This is a genomic window from Croceicoccus naphthovorans, from assembly GCF_001028705.1.
GTDB classification, from domain to species: Bacteria; Pseudomonadota; Alphaproteobacteria; order Sphingomonadales; family Sphingomonadaceae; genus Croceicoccus; species Croceicoccus naphthovorans.
Map to the genome: position 1 here is coordinate 1,696,187 of NZ_CP011770.1, position 18,669 is coordinate 1,714,855.

The following is an 18,669-nucleotide window of genomic DNA, read 5'->3' on the forward strand; positions in this document are numbered from 1 at the left end:
CCGCCATCGACCGGCTGCGTTAGCGGTCAGCGATGGAGAGCGAGACACCTGAAATTCAGGCTTCGGCGTCAGAGGCGCTGTTCCCGAAAGCAACGCCGCACACATTGGGCGAGGACATCTACGGCCTCGCGACCGGCTCTGTCCTGATGGCCATCGGCCTAACGCTGATGAAGGCCAGCGGGATTGTTACGGCGGGCATGGGCGGGGTGGCGCTGCTCGTCTCGTACCTCACGCCGATCACGGTCGATGCGGCGTTCTGGCTGCTGAACATGCCCTTCTTCCTGCTGGCAGGAAGCGCGATGGGGCGGTCGTTCCTGATCAAGTCTATTGCCGCCGTCGGGCTGGTTTCAATCTGGACCGCGATCACGCGGCTGTCGATGGAGATCGGCTATATCCACCCCGCTTTCGCGGCGCTGGCCGGGGGCACCGCTTCGGGCGCGGGCATTCTGGCCATGCTGCGCCACAAGGCGGGCGTCGGCGGCGTGACCATCCTGTCGATCTGGCTGCAAAAGAAAAAGGGCTGGAGCGTAGGTTGGATGAGTTTCGTGCTCGACGCCGCGATCATCGTCACTGCGGTGCTCATGATCCCATCCGAACTGGCGCTCTATTCGATCCTTAGCGTGGCTGCGGTCAGCGGTATCCTGATCGCCTATCACAAGCCGGGGCGCTACACCGGATATTGATGCAGCGCCCCGCTGCGACTTAGTCCACCGGCTGCGCGCGAGAGGACACGGGGCGCGAGCTAACCGGGCGGGACGAGGTAACTGGGCCGTCGTCGCGACGATCAAGATCGCGGTCATCGGCAACGTCGGCGACCAGTTCGTCAAACAGCGCTTCATAATGGATCATCGCCTGACGCAGATCCTCGGTCGATGCCTCACCTCGGTTCTGACGCTCTGCCAGATCGCGACCGGCGCGGTAGTGACGGGCGACTTCGCCATGATCGACGGTCAGGTCTTCATAGCGACGATCGAAATCGCCCATCGGAAAGCCCTTGGCCTTCATCACCTTGGGCAACATGCGGTCGGCATGGAGCACGGCCTCTGCCGGGCTTTCAACGAAGACGGCCTTGATATCGTGCCACTCGTGCGAAAACGTATCGCGCTCGGCGGCAGTCAAGGGGCGGATGTCGAGCTGGGCCACGCGGCGTTCGCGTTCTTCCAGTGCAGCCTCTGCCTTGCCGGTATGACCGACATGGTCGACGGTGCGGTCATATTCGTCTCCGAACCGGTTGCGCAGGTTGGCGGTACGGCGGCGGGCCATCATGTACCAGATGACGAGCAGGGCGATGACGACGACGGCCACGATCATCCAGACCAGCGGATTGATGCCTTGCACAGTAATTCTCCTTCGGCATCCTCCCGCCTTAGGTTGTCAATCCAACTGCTGGTCGCGCGGCGTGTTCCCGAGTTCGCCCCCAAACTGTGCAAGGCTGGGACAGGGGCGGTGCGCTATGGTTACCAAAATTGAAACGCGCGGCGGTTCTGAGTGAGAAGCATCATTGCGTTAGCATATGTTAAGTTGGGGACTTTCAAACCATGCATTGCCGCCAGGAACCACGTCGCGACATTAGCGCGGATTGCCGATTTCGGTCGGGGCCGGGATTGTCGCGCAAGGGCGTTCTTTCCGACGTATCCAGCGAGGGGTGCTCGCTACGCGGACCGCGCCTGTCGCTGCGCCGGTCGGATTGGGTCATTCTCGACATTGATGACGTTGGCCGGGTAGAGGCAGAGGTTCGTTGGCTGCGTCACGGTGAAAGCGCAGGCCTGCGCTTCCGCCGCGCGCTGGCGGCCGCGCAGGTTGATACGATTACGCGCATGTCGCAGTTGCGGTCGATCCTTGGACCGGGCCCGCGCAAGACCGTACCGCTGGAAGCGAAGAACCTTCGACCCGTTGGCTAGCCGGGCGAACAGTGCGCTTCATTGCCTTCCGCCATGTCGGGCTGATCGATCCAGGCACCACTGACTGCGGCGCTGTCTTTTAGAACCGCGCCAATCGGAATGCCTGGATAAGCCTAATAGGGTTCACCGCATCGATAGCGGGCGCAATCCCCGGCGCCTCGTGCCCAAGAGTCATCGCCAGAACGTCAAGCTCTCGCCTGCCTAGAAGAGCAAGCGTCAGCGCATCGTCCACATCGCCAGATATGTCGGTATCGACGATGACTTTCACGGCTCGCGCTGGGCCGGCGCTTCTTCAGAGAGAGGGACCAAAAATCATGACACCGGGAGCGTGGATGTGGCAAATCCCGGCGTTCGGTAGGCGGCAAGCGTCACTGTAGCCCCGGTTCGTCCGGTCCGATTTCTACAGCTATACAAAATTGCAGGTGCAAAGCGGCTGACATGCATTAAAGGTCTGAACTTTGGTGCTTTCCCCCGGGTGCTATTCTGCCATCGCTCAACCCTCTCGATACTGCCGCCACTGCTTTTCGCGACGCAGCCTTTGGGCTGTTGCCGTGGGATGCGGCGCTGCGTCGGTTTTCCGATGCGATCGGTGCGCGAACGGGTCAGATGGTGGGCATCGGCGCGGGCGCCGTTGTCGACTTCAACATCATGACCGAGATTGCGCCGGGCGCGGATGTAGAGTTCGCACTGGTAGGTGGCGGCAACCCGACGGTCAATTCGCGCGTGCGGATCGGCCGTGTCTCGCGCGAGCTGCAGTTTCGGGACGAGGCCGACTATACGACAGAGGAGGACAAGCGCTTCTCACCCGAATTCGGTGCGTGGCTGGATCGGCATGACGTGGGCTATACCTGCACGACCAACCTGCTGGTGCGGGACAATGCGCTGATCGGCCTTTGCGCGATCCGCAGCCAGTCGCAAGAGGCGATGGACACGGATGACAAAGAGCGGTTCAAACTGCTCTCTCGTCATGCGCAATCGGCGGTCTCCGCGAAACTCGCGCTGGAGCGTCAGGCCTTTGCCATGCTGACCGGCGCAATGGACCGGATCAGCGCGGCGGTGCTGATCTGCGACCGGCACGGGCGGGTGCGGTCGGTTTCGGATGCCGCAGCTGAAACCTTTGCACGCGATCGCTGGATCTCGCTTGCCAACGGCCGCGTCGTCACCTGCGTCTCGGAACTGCAGTCGCTATTCGATACCGCGCTGGCTGCCGCGTGCCTTGCCCATGCCGATCTGACCGCGGCACCCCCGGCATCGATTGTTCTGCGTGATCGCAAAGGCATTCCCCTGCACATCGACATAACCCCGGCACCCCGCCTGCACGATCTCGATTTTGATCCCTGCGCGATGGTGGTGTTGCACCTTGGGCGGGCGCGGTCGATTCGGCGGGCGGAGTGGGCACGCTCTGCCTTTGCCCTGACCCCGACCGAAGCGACGGTGCTGGTCCACTTGCTTGACGGCAAGGCGGCGGCCGGAATCGCCGATGCGATGGCCATCGGCCTTGGCACGGTGCGCACCCACTTGCACCGCATCCTGTCGAAGTCGAACAGCGGCAGCCAGCTGGAACTGATCGCAACACTTTCTCAATATTTCTGACAAGTTCCGTCAGGATTGCGCCGCGATCCGAAGAAAATCCCGACATCTACACAATTGCAGATTTTCGCAGAATCACCGCGGTTTATGCCCCCGGCCCGGAGCGATCCGAACCCACCTTCGGATTGCAGGGACTGTCCGCCAGCCACGAAATGGCCGGTGCGGACCAACAGGGGTCGCGAAACATGAGAAATACGATTGCCACTTTGCTTGTCCTCGGCTCGCTTACCGCGTGTGGCGGCGGCGGATCGGACGGTAACCGCGCACCGGTCGTCACACTGACCGCAAAGGCCACGGCAGAGAGCGGCGAGATCGTGCCACTGACCGTCAGCGTGTCGGACGACAAGGACGCAAACCTCGATTACACGCTGTCGTGCACCGGCGGATCATTGACCGGCACGCTGCTGACGGTGCCTGACGTTACCGCGAACACCACGATCGACTGTACCGCCAGTGCCACCGACAGCGGGGGCAAGAAAGCAAGCGCCAAGGTCACGATCACTGTTCAGCCCGCGACGGCAACCGTAGAGGCCATGCTGGGGTCGCAGACCATTCGCGCAGGCGGCATCGGGTACCTTGCGGCGGATGGAATCAATCTGGACGCAGCCACTTATCAGGCGACATTCAACGGGCAGGCCATCGAGGTTATTCCGGTCGGCAACGGCCTGCTTGCCTATGCCGTCCCGGTCGGGACGACGGCAGGTACCGGCACCCTCGACATCACGATCGGCAACCGCCAGTTTTCGGTTCCGATCAGCGTAAATGCCGCGATCGCAGTGCCCGATGCCCGCACGAAGGTGGCAACCTTCGCGAACGAAATGCGCCAGCTGATCAACAGCTATCTTGCCACCCCGACGATCAACGCCAACGACAAGTCCCGGCTCGAAGCGGATCTGGCGACGCTGAATACCGCGCAGGCCAATCTTGCGACGGCCAACGATGCCGACGTCGCCCAGCTCGCCTCGTTTCTCGCCGCCAATGGCCTGATCAGCGTTGGGCAAACGACCCAAGCCTGGAGGTATATCCCGGTCAACTACACGCCCACTTCCGGCGACTGCCTGACAAAGGTGGCGCCGCTTTATTTCGGGCCTCTGCTTGTCCTCTCGGTAACCGCCGGTTTTGCCGGCAAGATCGCGCCGGCCCTCGGCATCGCCGGGATCGGCAGCGTCGGCCTCGGGCTTGGTGCGCTTACAGCCGCTTTCATCTATGCCACGGCCAACTGGGAAAACTATGCGAACATCTGCCTGCAGCAGACTGCCGCGTTGGCCCCCTTCGAGGACCTGCAGGTCAATGGCGCGCGTCCGTTGACGATCGCGGTATCGGAGCAGGCCTTTCGGCCTAAAACGTCCCGCACGTTCCGCATAACGCGCACCCATTCACCCGCTCCGGCGATTGCCGCGCAGGCGTTCAAGGTGCAGTCGCTTATCGACACGGCGATCGCAACGCTCTCGTTCCTGCCTGCCAACCTGATCGACGGCCTAGAGCAGATCCAGATGGCGAAGACCGTTACCGTTCCCACGTCGCGGATATCATTGGGTTCGGTAAGCGGCGGCAATGCCTCCGGCAGTCTGACCGCCGTTGATGCAGAAGTTTTCAAGCTCACCTTCGACGCGCCGCAGCCCGCGAGCGGTACCGAAGTCGACTTCACGTTCCTGATCAACCGATCGCAGGAGGAGGCTCTTTCCGTGCCCGGTAAGCTCCTGTTCGATCTTCCGAAAGCAATCGATTCCGCTGTCGAGGTCGTTCAGGGCCGGTCGGGCAGTGCGCAGGTCGTATCCGAAGGCGCCGACACGCACGAGGTGGTGACCGGGCCCGCGCACGGCACGCTCAACCTGACCGCAGACGGCAGTTTCACCTATACCCCGTCGGGCACCTATTTCGGCACGGACAAGTTCACGTTCCGCGCTCTGAACGAAGACGGATATTCGAACACCGCGACTGTGATGATCAACGTCGTCCGTAAGTTCGATGGCGTATGGCAGGTAAGCACCACCTCAACCACAACATCGGAAAGCTCGCCCAATTTGTGTCCAAACGAAGCGCAGAGCTTCGCGACATCGGTGACCAAGCTTTCGGATACACAGTACCAGACGGTCTACAGCGGTATCACCATCCCGTTCTCGATGGGAAGCAAGGACGATCCGAACGGTCTCGTTGGGTCGAAAACGGTCACTTACGATGACGACCCGGGCGAGACGACCGAATCCATCACGATCCGCATCCCCGACAGCAACCACCTCTCGGGCTCCGGCTCGTGGAGCTACAGCGGGCCGAATGGCACGTTCTGCTCGGGTACCACGTCGGTTACCGGCACGCGATAAGCGCAAGTCCCTTTGCGCTTCGTTGGGGGAGGAGGGCCGGGGCGAAAGCCTTGGCCCTTCTATGTTTGGCGGACCGTCGATCGCTGCTTCAATTGGTGTCAAGCGCAATCGAGATTCGCTCTCTACCAATTTATGCTATACGTCTGAACGGGATGGATGCAGCGGCATCAAAAGAGCCGAGCGAAAATCGGACGAAACTGGCGCTTGCGCTGGCCGAAGTCGCGCATGGCAACAGGTCTTCTTTAAAGACGGTTTACGACCTGACTTCGGCAAAGCTGTTCGGCGTTATTGTCCGGATCGAGCGGGATCGCGAATCCGCCGAAGATGTCTTGCAGGACGTTTATGTAAAAGTCTGGCGCAGGGCAGGTCGCTTCGACCCGGATCGGGCCAGTCCTATCACGTGGCTTTGCGCGATTGCACGCAACGCGGCCATCGATTCCAGACGGCGGACCGGTCGGGAAACGCCCATGGACGAAGACGCCTTGCCAGAGATCGAGGACGACGCAGCGCTTGCTGACGAAGTGTTGTGCGACCTTGAGGATGCCGACCGGGTCCAGCAATGTCTCGAAGGGTTGCAGACCGACCATCGCCGTTCGATCCGCCTCGCGTTCTTTGACGGACTTAGCCATTCCGAACTGGCCGAACGGGTTGGCGTACCGTTGGGCACCATGAAAAGCTGGATCAGGCGCGGGCTCGCCAGTCTGAAGGGGTGTCTTGGTGGCTGAGGCTGGCGATCCCGATATGCTGGCCGGCGAATATGCGCTCCGCGTCCTGGAAGGGCAGGAACTGGCCGAAGCGCGCCAGCGGATGTTGTCCGACCGGGCTTTTGCGACCGAGGTTTCGTGGTGGGAGAACCGGCTGGGCACGTGGTCCGAGCAGATTGCCGCCGTTCAGCCCTCGGCGAGCGTATGGCAGGCGATCGAGGTCTACCTGAATGGAACGGGCGACGATGTCGTTATGCCAATCCGCCGCGGTCCCGCGCCGTGGAGCATTGCGGTCGCCCTTGCCGGGTTGGGTGCTGCTGCGGCGGCCATCGCATTGTTCGTTGCAACACCCGGTGTTGCACCGGTTCCCACTCCGGTTCCGACAGAGACGGGCTTCCCGAGTGGCCAGCTTGTCGCGCAACTGGCGGCAGAGGATGGCGGCGTACGCTTGGCCAGCGTCATCGATCCGGATGGCCGGACCTTGTCGCTCAATGCGCGTGGCCTGCAGCCCGCCGAAGGTCAGGCGTCCGAGCTGTGGGTTATTCCCGAAGGCGGCGCGCCAGTGTCGCTTGGCCTGATACCCGCCGATGGCAGGTTGGCGCGGGAACTGTCGGCAGACGAAGCGGACCTGATGCGTGAAGGCGCAACCTTCGCAGTCACGTATGAACAGGCCGAAGGGGCGCCCCATGCGGCTCCGACCTTGCCGATTATCGTCGCGGGCACGCTCGACCAAGTCTAGTTCCTGACAGTAAATGACTGATTTATAGCATTTGTACGTCTTCGCGCGCGCGTAGCGGAAATTTTTTCGCCGCGCTGTGCATCCGATCACACCTGCACTTCGTAGCTGCACGCGTCACCCGAAACAGGGTGGCCCGCGGCTCGACAGGCCATGAGCGGAAAAAGGGGAAGGGCATGACTGTAACGAACTCGAATGCGTCCGCTTCCCGCAACGCTCGCTTGCTCGTCGTCACCTGCGGTTTCTCGTCCTGAGTGGAAGGAAACTGACATGAATATCCTGAACACGCGCTTCGCAGTGGCCCTGCTGGCTTCGACGGCTACGCTGGGCCTTGCCGCCACGGCGCAGGCTGACGAAACGCCTGCCTGCAACGACCAGAACGACGATCCCACGACAGAGGCAACCGAATGCGGCACCGATGCCGATACCGCACCGCTGCGGGGGCAACCGCCGTTGGCAATGGCGCAACCGCTACCGGGACCGATGCCGTCGCCATCGGCGGTGATGATGCCGGAACCGACCCTGCAAACGCATCGGCCGCATCGACGGTAGCAATCGGCGGCGAAACCGATGCAACCATGCCCGGCGCGACCGCCGTTGGTTGGCAGTCGCAGGCCGTCGGTACGCGCGCAACTGCGCTGGGTCACCTTGCGACCGCACAGGGTGAGCGCTCGCTGGCCGTTGGCGAGAACGCCGATGCGCAGAGCGACTTTTCGACCGCCATTGGTAACGAGTCGATCGCCAACGGCATCGACGCGCTCGCCATCGGCGATACGGCGATGGCGATGGGCAATTCCACCACTGCTATCGGCGGAGAGAGCGTGGCCATGAACCCCGGATCATCGGCATTCGGTTGGCAATCTTCGGCGACCGGCATGATGGCGACGGCTGTCGGACATCAGGCCACGGCATCTGGCGACCAGAGCTTTGCGGGCGGTGAGGATTCGATTGCATCGGGCACGAATTCAGTCGCTATCGGCAACACCGCGCTGGCCGAAGGCGGCGATGCCATCGCCATCGGTGGCAACCGCGACGGCGTGGACGGCTTGCAGACGATTGCCAGCGGCCCATCGACGACCGTCGTCGGTGGACAAGCGCAGGCCATTGGGGCGGGTGCGACTGCGTATGGCTGGCGTTCGGCGGCCACGGCAGAGCGGGCCACGGCGCTTGGCCATCTTGCCGAAGCGTCCGGCGTTCGTTCGGTTGCCGTCGGCGAAGCGGCGGTGGCTTCGGGCGAAACCTCTGTCGCCATCGGCAATCAGGCCAGCGCAACCGGTACAAATTCGGTGGCCATCGGTAACGGGGCAACCGCTACGAACGATGGGCAGGTCGTCGTCGCATCGCTGGATGCCAGCACCGCGTCGCAGACCGGGCCGATCTCTGTCGTCACCGCCGACAGCAACGGCACGCTTGGGCTGAGCACGACGCCGGGCCTGACCGGTCTTGCCAGCTATAACGACGTAGCGATGAACACTGCGGCGATTGGCCAGAACGCGATGGCTATCGGTCAGAATTCGATGGCTATTATGGATCTGCAAGGACAGACGGCCCAGTTGTTCGATCTGGTCGATCACAACCGACGTGAAATCCGCAAGGCGAACGAGGGCGTGGCGATGGCACTGGCGATGGAATCACCAGTGCTGTTCCCCGGCACCAGCTTCGGCGTCTCCGGCGGATTTGGCTATTACCAGAACAGGGTCGCCGGTTCCGCCTCGGTCGCGGCGCGGGTCAGTCCGACGACGGCGGTATCGGCAGGCATGGGCGTCGGCTTCGACAGCGGTGAAGTAGGTGCACGGGCCGGGTTCCAGATGGCCTGGTAAGGCTTCCTTGGGACGAGGAAGGACGGCCGGGGCAAATGCTCTGGCCGTTTCCTTTTGTCAGCTTCGCGGCGTGTCGGCAGGGAAATGGATGACGGGATCGCCTTCCGACCACGGTTTTTTGCGTAGCATGACGGTGGCGAAAAGGTCGGATTCCAGATGGCCCGCAAGCCAGCGTTGAAGATAACGCAGCGGCAGACCGTCGAACCAGTCGCGGTCCACGGCGGCGAACTGCCGAACGAAGGGGAAAATCGCGGCATCGGCCAATCCGGGCCGATCCCCGCAAAGCTGCCCGTCGGCCACCAGTCTAGCGTCCAGCACGCGCAGAAAGTCCAAGCCCTTTTCGCGATGTTCGACTGCATCGGAACCGTGACGCTCGGGATATTTGTAGCGATCCAGATCGTGCTTGAAAGGCCCGTCATTCGTGGCAATCAAAGTCGCATCGTCGCGTGCCAGCCAGCCCTCCGGGTCGCTTTGCGCCAAGGCCCAATGCATGATGTCCAGGCTTTCGTCGATAACCCGACTATCGGGCAGCACGAGGACAGGCACGGTCCCTTTCGGCGAAGCGTCCAGCATCGCTTGCGGTTTTGCCGATAGCTTTACTTCGCGCAATTCGCACCGGGTCGCGCCGATCGCCAGCGCCAGCCGGGCTCGCATCGCATAGGGGCAGCGACGAAAGCTGTAGAGGATCGGATCAATCGGCATCGTCATCCGCCAGATCGGGCATGATCGCCCCCACGTGAGCGCGCCCCTGCGCCGCCGCAAGCGTCTCCTGCCGATGACGTTCACGATAGGACGCGCGTTGTTCCTCGGTCCTCTCGGCATGGCAATGCGGGCAGCTCACACCCTCTTCGTAGAGGACCGAGTTGCGATCCTCTGGGCTGATCGGGCGGCGGCACGCGTGACACAGGCCAAGGCTTCCTTGCTTTAGGCCATGGCCAATCGATACGCGCTGATCAAATACGAAGCATTCGCCATGCCAAAGACTGCTCTCTTCGTGCACGGTTTCGAGATATTTCAGTATGCCGCCCTTCAGGTGGTAGACATCCTCGACCCCCTCTTGCTTGAGGAAAGCGGTCGACTTTTCGCAACGAATGCCCCCGGTGCAGAACATCGCGACCTTTGGCTGAACCCCGGTGCCCAGCAAGCGCTCGCGCTCACGCCGGAACCAGTCCGGGAAATCGCGAAAGCTCGCCGTATTGGGATTGATCGCCCCTTCGAAGGTGCCGATCCCGACCTCGTAATCGTTGCGCGTGTCGATCACGATAGTGTCGGGATCAGAGATCAGCGCATTCCAGTCCTGTGCGTCGACATAAGTCCCGACACTGGCCCGCGGGTCGAGCCCAGGTTGCCCCATTGTTACGATCTCCCGCTTCAAACGTACTTTCATACGATGGAACGGCATTTCCAAGGCGGTCGACCTTTTGACGTCAAGATCGGCGCAATCGGGCAGGCTGCGAATATGCTCCAGCACTTGGGCAATACCGTCGGGAGAACCAGCGATCGTGCCGTTGATGCCTTCTGATGCAAGCAGCAATGTTCCGCGAATGCCGTGATCCCGGCAGGCCTGTTCCAACGGCCCGCGCAAACTGGCGCAATCGTCAAAGCGCGTGAATCTGTACAGCGCCGCTACGCAAACAGGTTCTGCGGTATCGCATTCGAGAATCGGCATGGCAGGCTCTTAGCGATGCGCGGCGGATTCGTCAGTAAGTGTGCCGGTTAGGGTGAGATTGGCGGACAGGTTTGGATTGTGGCCTGCGGCCACGTCGCCGCTTCGCTACGACTCCGAACCATGGTGTGTTCTCTCGATCACCCTGACCCCCACCCCAGACAAGGGTGGCGGACAGGGTGGGCTACTAACATTCGCCAAAAAAGTGCGGATTTCTGCCGTTTTTGGATTGCCCGAGCTGACCGACCCTAACCTAGTCCCTAAAAGCGGCGGGAAAGATCAGGGTCGGAAAAAGCGCGCCGGGGAGGGCCCTAAATCCACAGATAAATCGGACCTCTCCGGCCGTCTTGTCTCGCTAGGCGGCAAATCGGTCGGCGCTCGCCAACCGGATGAGCGGCACGGCCATATCCTCCCAGCCGCCCTCTAAGGCCCGCGCCAGCCGCCGTGCCAGCCATTGCCAATCGTCAAGCGTCTGCGGCTGGAGTGCTGGCAACTGTGCCTCAAGCGAGCGAACCGCCATAACATCGCCAAAGCTGGGTCCGCCGGGCCGATCCCCCGCAATGACCTCCGCCGCATCAATCTGCACCGACAAGCGGCCGAAATCACTCACATGCGCCGACGCGCACTCAATCGCACGAATTTCCATGATAACCCCCTCAGGTTCCAAGTTTCCCTCGTGCGGTGAGCCGTCGGCCACTGTCCCGCGGGATGCTTTTAAGTCGGGAAATTGAGGGTTTGCAACCCGACGGATGATTTCCGTTGCACCGCCTTAGAGCGATGTCGCGCTCATCCGGTGCGCCGTCCGTCGGGTCCGTTAGGTTTGCGCACGAATCACGACGCAAAATGGCTCATACCGATTCGAAAGAGGCGCTTGTCGTGTAGCCGCTGCTACGTAGTTCATGCGTCACCGAACTCACACTTTGCTGCCCGTCAACGGCCGCATGAAAACCGGAGAGCCCCAAGATGCATCCGGCATATAAGGCCGGGTTGCCGGCCATCTCAATCGAGCCTGAGCGTTTGCCGCGCTGGAGGTCCCCCAGCAAGGCGCGAGCCGCCGCGCCGGCCTCCGCCTCCGTCCGATAGAGGCGCTTGTCGCGCTGCACTGGCGAGCCGGAGCCCGCCGTCACGGTTTTCCGCTTCCCCGCCTCATGGTCCACCCATTGGCACTTCACGGAGCCATTCTGGCCGCGTTCGCTTTCTTCAATACGCCAACTCACGACATCGGAAGGCGTTATTTTGGTTTCCAGCTTTTGTGTGCCGGACGGATGCAAATCGCTCCCCTTCTCGGCAAGCAGGATTTTACCATCGGCGAGTTTGAAAACCGCGCCGTTCCGCTTGGCCAGCCGGGAAAGGAAATTGAGGTCGGACTCGGTTTGCTGGTCAATATGCTCCACCTCGCGGCTCGCAAGGTCCGGCGCAATGGATAGCCCGAGCGAGTGCTCGCCGGCTATCTTGCTGGCAATCTGGCCTAGCGTGGTATCGTGCCACGAGCGGGTCTTTTGCCCCTTGATTTCGGTGGTGAGTTCGGCCGACGCGGCCGTCAAGGTCAGGATGCTGGGGGGGCCGCTCAATTCCCAATGATCCAGCCGGAACTTGCCCATCGGGACCGGCGAGGGCTCATAGCCAAGCCACACCTCCACAAGCGAACCAATGGGCGGGATGTCGAAAGGCTCGCGATTGTCGACGGTCAATTCCATCGTATCGCTCTTGAGGCCCGCCTCGTCATTGATGCGGAGCGAGACAAGGATAGATTGTTCGGCGCTGCCAATAAGCAGCTTAGTGATGTCCTGCCCGTTGGCAACAATTCGTGCGGCTGGTTTCGCCATAGCAATGTCTCACAATTCACGAGCCGAAAGCGGCTGGCTGATTAATCGCTCAGGAAATTGCGTTGCCCGCTCGCCAACTGTCGCAAGTAAGCATCAAACGCCCGGACATTGGCTTGCGGATCGCGCGTATCCTGAATGATGATCGTCGCGTTGACCGACCCACCCGGCGCGGAGCCGTTCGCGTGCACCCGGGCATTATGGCCGAACGTGACCACCTCGGGCCCGTCCTCGCCGACCAAATAGGAGCCGCCCGCACTCACCGGGCCGCCGTTGCGTCGAGCGCCGCGGGGTTTTTGCCCACGCCCGCCCTTGCCGGTGCTCGTGACGGTGTTGGTGAGTTGCGACATGGCCGTGCCGAACTTGGAGGCGAGCCCGAACGTGAGCGCGTCGGCGATTTTCAGGCCGATGTTGCCCCAATCAATCGAGAGGGCCCAATCCTTGATTCCCTGCCAAGCATTCTTGAACCACGTAACCACCTTGGGCCACGCCTTCGCGATGTCGTCCCGGAAATAGTAGATGAGCGCCGCCGCGACGCCGACAAGGATGATGGCCCAGCCGACCGGGTTGGACAGTAGCGCGAAGGCCGCGGCGAGCCCTTGGATGATGACCGCCCCGAGCGAGGTGAGGGCGGTGAGGATCGCGGGCGCGAGGCCAATGAACATGGAGCCGATGCGGAGGAAAATTCCAAGGCCGCCGCTCAACGCGAACCAAAGGATGCGGAAACCCGCGGCGGCGCCGGACAGGGCAAAGCCGAGGGGCGCAAGCGCGGCCGCACCCAAAATGCCGTAGGTCACGAATTTGAGCAATTGCGGGTTGGATTTGGACAGGCTCATCATGCCTTGCGCCACCGCGTTCATGCCATTGGCAACCGTGTCCATGACGCCCGATTCCGCCATGGAAATGATGAGATTGCCAAAGCCTTGCTGGATTTTCCCCCAAGAGCCGACCGCGCCCTTATTCTGGGTCGCATACATCTTGTCGAGAAATGAGCCTTGCCCGTTTGCCACCCGAACCGCGGCTTGAACCGCATTGATGTTGCGCACGGCATCCTTGCCCCACAACGTCATCAAGCGGGTGCCCTGCCGGGTGTCGAAAAAGTTTGCGAAGTCCGACGCCGTCCAGCCCTTGGTGACGCCGTCTTGAATGAACTTCGTGAGGTCCATTTTGGTGACGCCGGCGGTCATCGCGCCCATCACGCCATCGCTGATTTTGTCCAAGTCGGCCGCGTCGGCGCCGGCATCCATGCCAGCCGCCACCGCCTCGCTGATTTTGGCGATGAGCGGCGCACCGGAGAGGGAGTCGTCCGCCATGAGCCGGGCGATGTCGCCGCGCGCGCCCTTCGCGTCGATTCCTTGCGCGCCGAGAAACGAAACGACATCATCCGCCGTCGCCTTCTTATTGGCGTGCACGTAGTCGTCCAGCTTCATGTTGTAGCGGTCGAGAATAGCCATGGCGGACTTGGTCGGCTTCAACAGGCGAACCATGCCGGAGCGCAATGCAACGCCGGCCTCACTGCCCTTGATGCCGTTGTCGGCCATCGTCATAAAATAGCCGGCCAGTTCCTCAACGTCGATGCCGAGCCGCGCCGCCATCGGTGCGGCATACTTGAATGACAGGCCCATAAGCCGGAGGTCGGTGGACGATTTTGCCGACGAATAGGAAAGCGCCGTGGCCACCCGCTTTGACGATGCGGATATTTCCGCAAGCGTCCGGTCGGGAAGCCCCATTCCTTTCATCACGTTCGTCATGATGTCGGCGGATTCCGCCATATCAACGGATTGGTCGGACTTGCCGAATTTGATGGTAGTGCCGAGCGAGCCCATGATTTGGCGGGGAGTGAAACCGGTGCGCGCAAGGTCAAGCGCCGCCGAGAGGTTTTCGGTCGGATTGCCCGGCATGGAACGCGCCACGGCTTCAATGCCTTTGCGCGCGCTATCGCTCATTTGCGTTACGGCTTGGAGTTCGTTGCCGACCTTGCTCCACTCGTAAACCATACGAGCGCCAAGGCCGCTCACGGCGGCGGCTGGCATGGAGACGTGAGAGTTGAAACGCCCCATATCGCGGCGCATCCCGGCCCAAGCCATCTTGCTTTCGGCGGCCGCCATCTTCGCGGCGCGACCAATGCGGCCCATCTGCGATTCCGCAGTGCGCACCGCACCGGGAAGGCTGGAACCAATCTTGGCGCCGATATTGACGAAAACAGATAGGCCGCGCGACACGACTAGGCCTCCAGAATGCGCCGGGCCGCGCTCTCGATGTCGTCCTCGTCATCCATAAGGGCGTCGGAAGCGCTTATGCGGGCCGCGATAGCTTCAACCTCGGGGTCGCCGGATTTTGGCGTGGCGGGGCCGTCCGACGCGATGATGCGAGCCGCAATAGCTTCGGCCGTGTCTGCTGGCTTGGGCGCTGGCTGTGCCTCGGGCGGATTCCGCAGCGCGGAGAGCGGAACAGCTTGCGGCTCGGCGAGCGCACCAACCGGTGCGGTATAGGATTTCGGCGGAACGAATTCTGCACTGAAACTGGCGGCATCATCGCGAAACGCCTTTGCCGTTCGGCTCAGTTCCTGCGCACGCGCCATTGTCGCTTCAAGTCCGGGCGGGGTGTGGGGCCGATAGCCAAGATCATCGAGCGGCAACGCTTCTCTCGCCACTGCCACTTTTTCAAAAAGGGCGTGGGCTTTGCGTTCGGCTTCCGCCGCCATGGCGAGGCATTCTGCTTGGGTCATTGTCGCCCTCCAGTGATGACTTGAAAATTGCCGCGGTGCTCGGCGCGGGCTTCCGCCACGGCCGCCCCGGATAGGCTGGCGATTGCCCGCGCAATGCGGTCATGGTCGGTAATTTCCAACTCACAGACCACATCAATCGGAAGGCGGAGGCAGCGAGCCACGACAGCATCGGAGTCAGCATCGCCGCTGAGCAACCGGTCAAGCGCCGAGCCCGTTACAGGCCTCGGTGTGACTTCCGAGACGGTGCCGCCGGGTAGTTCGATGGGAAAGCGAAGTTTGAGCGGCTGGGTTAGCATTGGCCGGCCCGCATCTTAGGCGCGTCCGCAGCCAACATGACTAACTGCGAAATCGGCGGTTCAATCCCGTGCTTATCGCCAATTTCGCGCAACTTCTCGGCTAAAGGCGAGGGCAGGGTCTCCAGAAATGGGACCGGCAATGCACGAAGATCGACGGCGCTTAGCGCCGCCTGAATCGACCTTGGCGTTATCGAATTATGGTGCCGCCACGCTTTGAAAGTCGAAATCTTCACGCCAGAAGCCGCAGATAGCTGCTTATAGGTGACGGACTTCTCACGCATGCTCTTAAAGAGCGCCCGAACAAGAGGATGCCCGCGCGGCGGCACTGAAATTGGACGAGATTTGTTCGTTTCCATGATGGCGAGAGGATAGCGAGCCGTACCCCGCCCCACAGGCCCGTTGGAATCGCCTTGCCTAACCCGCGGCAACGTCCGGGAGATAATCTAGCGCCGGAATCATCTGCCGGGCCAACGGTAGCAAAGCTTCTAGGTCACTTCGGAGGTCGGTCGGTATTTCGTCCGAACTCGGGAGGGCGGAAATCCCCCAGCCGACAGCGCCTAGCACCGCCTCAATCGAGAATTGCCGCGGTTGGACGGCACGACGCCATTGCTTCATCGTACCCCTCAGGATGCCACTATCAAATTCCAAGTCATCATATGTGATCCGACGGCGCCGAGCCTCAGCAAAAGCGACCTTGCAAAGCGGGTGCGCTGAAACAGGGACCGTCATTTGAGAGGCCAGAGAACTTTTTCCACGGTGAAATGCCATGTCGACAAGCTGGCAAATAATGTTGTGGGCCGTCAGGTCAGTTTGAATGGCGACTTGTCTCGCCGTTCACGCAAATTCCCGCGGAAAACTGCCACTTTCGCCCGGGTGACAGAAACAAGTTCCAAAAAAAATTTCAAAACTGGAGATAGTCCGGGGTTTGCGCGTTACCCGCGCCCCGGGGGTGTCCGGGAGGACCCATGCCGTTACAGGAGGCCTCACTCCACTCCGGGTGCGGGCGGCGGAGGTAGGGCTCCTAGTCGCTTTCCCGGTTGTATCTCTCATTCAAAATCCGACGCTCTTCGTCACGATCAGCTTGCGTGAAGACATTGGCGCTTACTTTACGATTTCCCTTGGCCACATTTTGCTAGTCTTCCCGTAGCTTCTTCAACTGATCGGCAATCTGGACATTAGGGTCGCGATGACGTGACCCCCTGATTTTCCTCCAGTCTCGATTAGAGTCCGGCCCTGACAGAAGGACGGACGAGATGAAGCGAACGAGGTTTACAGAAGAGCAGATCATCGGCGTGCTGAAGGAGGCCGAGGCTGGCGCGAAGACCGCTGACCTGGCCCGGCAGCACGGGGTGTCGGAAGCGACGATCTACAACTGGAAGTCGAAGTATGGCGGGCTGGAGGTGTCCGAGGCCCGGCGGCTGAGGGAGCTTGAGAGCGAGAACGCGAAGCTCAAGCGGCTGCTGGCCGACACGATGCTGGACAACGTGGCGTTGAAGGATCTGCTGGCAAAAAAGTTCTGACGCCCGCCGCCATGCGGGAAGCTGTGGCTCATCTCCGGGCCTGCCACGGGATGAGCGAACGGCGGGCGTGCCGTGTCATCGATGCCGATCGCAAGAGCGTGCGTTACCGTTCCACCCGGGACGATGATGCGGGTCTGCGTGAGAAGCTGCGCGAGCTGGCCAACCAGCGCCGCCGGTTCGGCTATCGCCGTCTGCATATCCTGCTGCGCCGTGAGGGGATCATGATCAACCGGAAGAAGACCCAGCGGCTCTACAAGGAGGAGGGTCTGGCGGTGAGGCGGCGACGCAGCCGCAGGCGTGCTGTCGGGACCAGATCTCCTGCTCCGGTTCTGGCCCTGCCGAACCAGCGCTGGAGCCTCGACTTCGTGCACGACCAGATGGCGTCGGGCAGGAGGTTCCGTGTGCTCAACGTGGTCGATGACGTGACCCGGGAGTGCCTGGCAGCGGTGCCGGACACGTCGATCTCTGGTCGCCGTGTCGTTCGCGAGCTGACCGAGCTGATCGCCCAGCGTGGCAAGCCCGGCATGATCGTCAGCGACAACGGAACCGAGCTCACCAGCAACGCCGTGCTGGCATGGTGCGGCGAGATCGGCGTCGAGTGGCATTATATCGCGCCCGGAAGGCCGATGCAGAACGGCTATGTCGAGAGCTTCAACGGTCGCATGCGGGACGAACTGCTCAACGAGACGCTGTTCTTGAGCATGGCCCATGCCCGTGTCGAGATCGCTGCCTGGGTGGATGATTACAACCGGGAGCGACCGCACTCATCGCTTGGCTACGCAACACCGGCGGCGTTCGCCGCCGAACTGAATAAGCAATGGCCTGCTTCGCTACGCCCTACGGGCTCCGCTACGCAGGCCATTGCTTCAACCGCGCTTATGCGCAAAACAACCGCCCGGCTCTAATCCCAGCTGGGGGAAAGCTGGGGGTCACGTCAATTGGCCGGGCTTCAGAACGCTTATTCGTTGGAGGGGGAGTGATTTGCCCTCTCTTGCTTCGCCATTGGATAGTGGAGGGTCAAAGCCGACCTCAATATCAAACGCGGTTGCATTCCCGGTGTTCTCAACCGTGATGTCCAAGTGAATAGTGGACCAAGGGTTAGGCACAATCGTTGCAACCACTTGCGGCTGCATCGCGGCATCGGCCATTCGCTTCGTTTCAACCGCTAGCACCCTTGTGACGCGCCAGAGCGCGAACGTAGCCAACGCAGTTGCCAAGGTGCCGAACAATGTACCGAAAACGGCAAAGGTATTTTGATCCATGCGAATATGATTGGCTCGCTTGGTGGGTAAGGCAAGCCCCGAGTTATTCGGCGAATAACCCCTAACCGTTCGAAAAACCGAAAAGCGCAGAATCCCGCCAAAAAACGACCCGATTTTGAGGGTTTTTCTAGAAATGAGCCAATCCGATGGGCGGCCACTTTCATATCTAAAGCCCCAACTGCGGATGCAACGAGAGAGCTGATGCGAACACCAAAGATTCAGACAAAAGGATATTTTAGAATAACCTAAGAAAATCGCCTCATTTTTGGCAGATTTTTGGGGGTTTGGGTTTTTCGAAAGGT

At 61.3% G+C, this 18,669-nt stretch carries 19 protein-coding genes and 1 pseudogene; 9 read left to right on the forward strand and 11 right to left on the reverse strand.

The window, feature by feature from the left end; translation table 11 throughout:
• Positions 1 to 32 precede the first annotated feature (32 nt).
• Complete coding sequence (locus tag AB433_RS08620) at positions 33 to 683, forward strand: YitT family protein (RefSeq protein WP_053059069.1); 651 nt, start codon at positions 33 to 35, stop codon at positions 681 to 683.
• A 19-nt stretch (positions 684 to 702) separates the two neighbouring features.
• On the opposite strand, the gene AB433_RS08625 is transcribed toward AB433_RS08620, so the two are convergent.
• Positions 703 to 1,338 (reverse strand): hypothetical protein, encoded by a 636-nt coding sequence (locus tag AB433_RS08625; RefSeq protein ID WP_053059070.1) that lies wholly within the window; start codon positions 1,336 to 1,338, stop codon positions 703 to 705.
• Between the two features lie 200 nt (positions 1,339 to 1,538).
• Between AB433_RS08625 and AB433_RS08630 the strand changes: the two genes are divergently transcribed.
• Positions 1,539 to 1,901 (forward strand): PilZ domain-containing protein, encoded by a 363-nt coding sequence (locus AB433_RS08630; RefSeq protein WP_082134849.1) that lies wholly within the window; start codon positions 1,539 to 1,541, stop codon positions 1,899 to 1,901.
• Positions 1,902 to 1,980: 79 nt separating this feature from the next.
• Here AB433_RS08630 and AB433_RS08635 read toward each other — a convergent pair whose 3' ends face one another.
• Positions 1,981 to 2,169 (reverse strand): hypothetical protein, encoded by a 189-nt coding sequence (locus AB433_RS08635; RefSeq protein WP_047820708.1) that lies wholly within the window; start codon positions 2,167 to 2,169, stop codon positions 1,981 to 1,983.
• Between the two features lie 278 nt (positions 2,170 to 2,447).
• Here AB433_RS08635 and AB433_RS08640 point away from each other — a divergent pair, with 278 nt between their 5' ends.
• From AB433_RS08640 to AB433_RS21015, 6 genes and pseudogenes are all read left to right on the forward strand, one after another.
• Positions 2,448 to 3,494 carry a helix-turn-helix transcriptional regulator gene (locus AB433_RS08640; RefSeq protein WP_047820709.1) on the forward strand — a complete coding sequence of 349 codons (1,047 nt, stop codon included), beginning with the start codon at positions 2,448 to 2,450 and terminating at the stop codon, positions 3,492 to 3,494.
• Positions 3,495 to 3,676: 182 nt separating this feature from the next.
• Positions 3,677 to 5,812 (forward strand): Ig-like domain-containing protein, encoded by a 2,136-nt coding sequence (locus AB433_RS08645; protein WP_156170750.1) that lies wholly within the window; start codon positions 3,677 to 3,679, stop codon positions 5,810 to 5,812.
• A 152-nt stretch (positions 5,813 to 5,964) separates the two neighbouring features.
• Entirely contained in the window at positions 5,965 to 6,537 is a 573-nt protein-coding gene (locus tag AB433_RS08650; RefSeq protein ID WP_047820711.1) for a sigma-70 family RNA polymerase sigma factor, read from the forward strand.
• Positions 6,530 to 7,255 (forward strand): anti-sigma factor, encoded by a 726-nt coding sequence (locus AB433_RS08655; protein WP_047820712.1) that lies wholly within the window; start codon positions 6,530 to 6,532, stop codon positions 7,253 to 7,255. The genes AB433_RS08650 and AB433_RS08655 overlap by 8 nt, the downstream gene beginning before the upstream one ends.
• Before the next feature lie 404 nt (positions 7,256 to 7,659).
• A pseudogene (locus AB433_RS21765) lies at positions 7,660 to 7,725 on the forward strand (hypothetical protein); the annotation flags it as partial.
• 105 nt (positions 7,726 to 7,830) lie between these two features.
• The gene (locus AB433_RS21015; protein ID WP_053059072.1) at positions 7,831 to 9,072 is read left to right on the forward strand and encodes a hypothetical protein; all 1,242 of its coding nucleotides are present in this window, start codon (positions 7,831 to 7,833) and stop codon (positions 9,070 to 9,072) included.
• Between the two features lie 57 nt (positions 9,073 to 9,129).
• On the opposite strand, the gene AB433_RS08665 is transcribed toward AB433_RS21015, so the two are convergent.
• The 8 genes from AB433_RS08665 to AB433_RS08700 form a co-directional block, all read right to left on the reverse strand.
• A complete protein-coding gene (locus AB433_RS08665) occupies positions 9,130 to 9,780 on the reverse strand; it encodes a glutathione S-transferase (protein WP_375782406.1) in 651 nt (216 codons plus the stop codon).
• Positions 9,764 to 10,741, reverse strand: a complete 978-nt coding sequence (gene trhO / locus AB433_RS08670) for an oxygen-dependent tRNA uridine(34) hydroxylase TrhO (protein ID WP_047820713.1) — start codon at positions 10,739 to 10,741, stop codon at positions 9,764 to 9,766. The genes AB433_RS08665 and trhO overlap by 17 nt, the downstream gene beginning before the upstream one ends.
• A 352-nt stretch (positions 10,742 to 11,093) precedes the next feature.
• Positions 11,094 to 11,348 carry a hypothetical protein gene (locus AB433_RS08675; protein WP_156170751.1) on the reverse strand — a complete coding sequence of 85 codons (255 nt, stop codon included), beginning with the start codon at positions 11,346 to 11,348 and terminating at the stop codon, positions 11,094 to 11,096.
• A gap of 238 nt (positions 11,349 to 11,586) precedes the next feature.
• The gene (locus tag AB433_RS08680; RefSeq protein WP_053059073.1) at positions 11,587 to 12,564 is read right to left on the reverse strand and encodes a phage late control D family protein; all 978 of its coding nucleotides are present in this window, start codon (positions 12,562 to 12,564) and stop codon (positions 11,587 to 11,589) included.
• Between the two features lie 41 nt (positions 12,565 to 12,605).
• Positions 12,606 to 14,783, reverse strand: a complete 2,178-nt coding sequence (locus AB433_RS08685; RefSeq protein ID WP_047820715.1) for a phage tail tape measure protein — start codon at positions 14,781 to 14,783, stop codon at positions 12,606 to 12,608.
• A gap of 2 nt (positions 14,784 to 14,785) precedes the next feature.
• Positions 14,786 to 15,289 (reverse strand): hypothetical protein, encoded by a 504-nt coding sequence (locus AB433_RS08690; RefSeq protein WP_047820716.1) that lies wholly within the window; start codon positions 15,287 to 15,289, stop codon positions 14,786 to 14,788.
• Positions 15,286 to 15,585 (reverse strand): hypothetical protein, encoded by a 300-nt coding sequence (locus tag AB433_RS08695; protein WP_047820717.1) that lies wholly within the window; start codon positions 15,583 to 15,585, stop codon positions 15,286 to 15,288. The genes AB433_RS08690 and AB433_RS08695 overlap by 4 nt, the downstream gene beginning before the upstream one ends.
• Positions 15,579 to 15,941, reverse strand: a complete 363-nt coding sequence (locus tag AB433_RS08700; RefSeq protein WP_156170752.1) for a hypothetical protein — start codon at positions 15,939 to 15,941, stop codon at positions 15,579 to 15,581. The genes AB433_RS08695 and AB433_RS08700 overlap by 7 nt, the downstream gene beginning before the upstream one ends.
• Before the next feature lie 897 nt (positions 15,942 to 16,838).
• Between AB433_RS08700 and AB433_RS08720 the strand changes: the two genes are divergently transcribed.
• Positions 16,839 to 18,010 (forward strand): IS3 family transposase gene (locus tag AB433_RS08720; RefSeq protein WP_156170746.1). Its coding sequence is split into 2 segments (ribosomal slippage): positions 16,839 to 17,091 and positions 17,091 to 18,010, totalling 1,173 coding nucleotides; the frame shifts between segments, so codons are not numbered across the junction.
• A gap of 24 nt (positions 18,011 to 18,034) precedes the next feature.
• On the opposite strand, the gene AB433_RS21020 is transcribed toward AB433_RS08720, so the two are convergent.
• A complete protein-coding gene (locus tag AB433_RS21020; protein WP_053059075.1) occupies positions 18,035 to 18,367 on the reverse strand; it encodes a hypothetical protein in 333 nt (110 codons plus the stop codon).
• Positions 18,368 to 18,669 lie beyond the last annotated feature (302 nt).

What these genes read in the sequence shown, in the direction of transcription:
- AB433_RS08645 (WP_156170750.1), top strand. Translation starts at nt 3,677, where the DNA reads ATGAGAAATACGATTGCCACTTTGCTTGTCCTCGGCTCGCTTACCGCG.
- AB433_RS08690 (WP_047820716.1), bottom strand. Translation starts at nt 15,289, where the DNA reads ATGACCCAAGCAGAATGCCTCGCCATGGCGGCGGAAGCCGAACGCAAA.
- AB433_RS21015 (WP_053059072.1), top strand. Translation starts at nt 7,831, where the DNA reads ATGCCCGGCGCGACCGCCGTTGGTTGGCAGTCGCAGGCCGTCGGTACG.
- AB433_RS08700 (WP_156170752.1), bottom strand. Translation starts at nt 15,941, where the DNA reads ATGGAAACGAACAAATCTCGTCCAATTTCAGTGCCGCCGCGCGGGCAT.
- AB433_RS21020 (WP_053059075.1), bottom strand. Translation starts at nt 18,367, where the DNA reads ATGGATCAAAATACCTTTGCCGTTTTCGGTACATTGTTCGGCACCTTG.
- AB433_RS08665 (WP_375782406.1), bottom strand. Translation starts at nt 9,780, where the DNA reads ATGACGATGCCGATTGATCCGATCCTCTACAGCTTTCGTCGCTGCCCC.
- AB433_RS08650 (WP_047820711.1), top strand. Translation starts at nt 5,965, where the DNA reads ATGGATGCAGCGGCATCAAAAGAGCCGAGCGAAAATCGGACGAAACTG.
- AB433_RS08630 (WP_082134849.1), top strand. Translation starts at nt 1,539, where the DNA reads ATGCATTGCCGCCAGGAACCACGTCGCGACATTAGCGCGGATTGCCGA.
- AB433_RS08680 (WP_053059073.1), bottom strand. Translation starts at nt 12,564, where the DNA reads ATGGCGAAACCAGCCGCACGAATTGTTGCCAACGGGCAGGACATCACT.
- trhO (WP_047820713.1), bottom strand. Translation starts at nt 10,741, where the DNA reads ATGCCGATTCTCGAATGCGATACCGCAGAACCTGTTTGCGTAGCGGCG.
- AB433_RS08620 (WP_053059069.1), top strand. Translation starts at nt 33, where the DNA reads ATGGAGAGCGAGACACCTGAAATTCAGGCTTCGGCGTCAGAGGCGCTG.
- AB433_RS08695 (WP_047820717.1), bottom strand. Translation starts at nt 15,585, where the DNA reads ATGCTAACCCAGCCGCTCAAACTTCGCTTTCCCATCGAACTACCCGGC.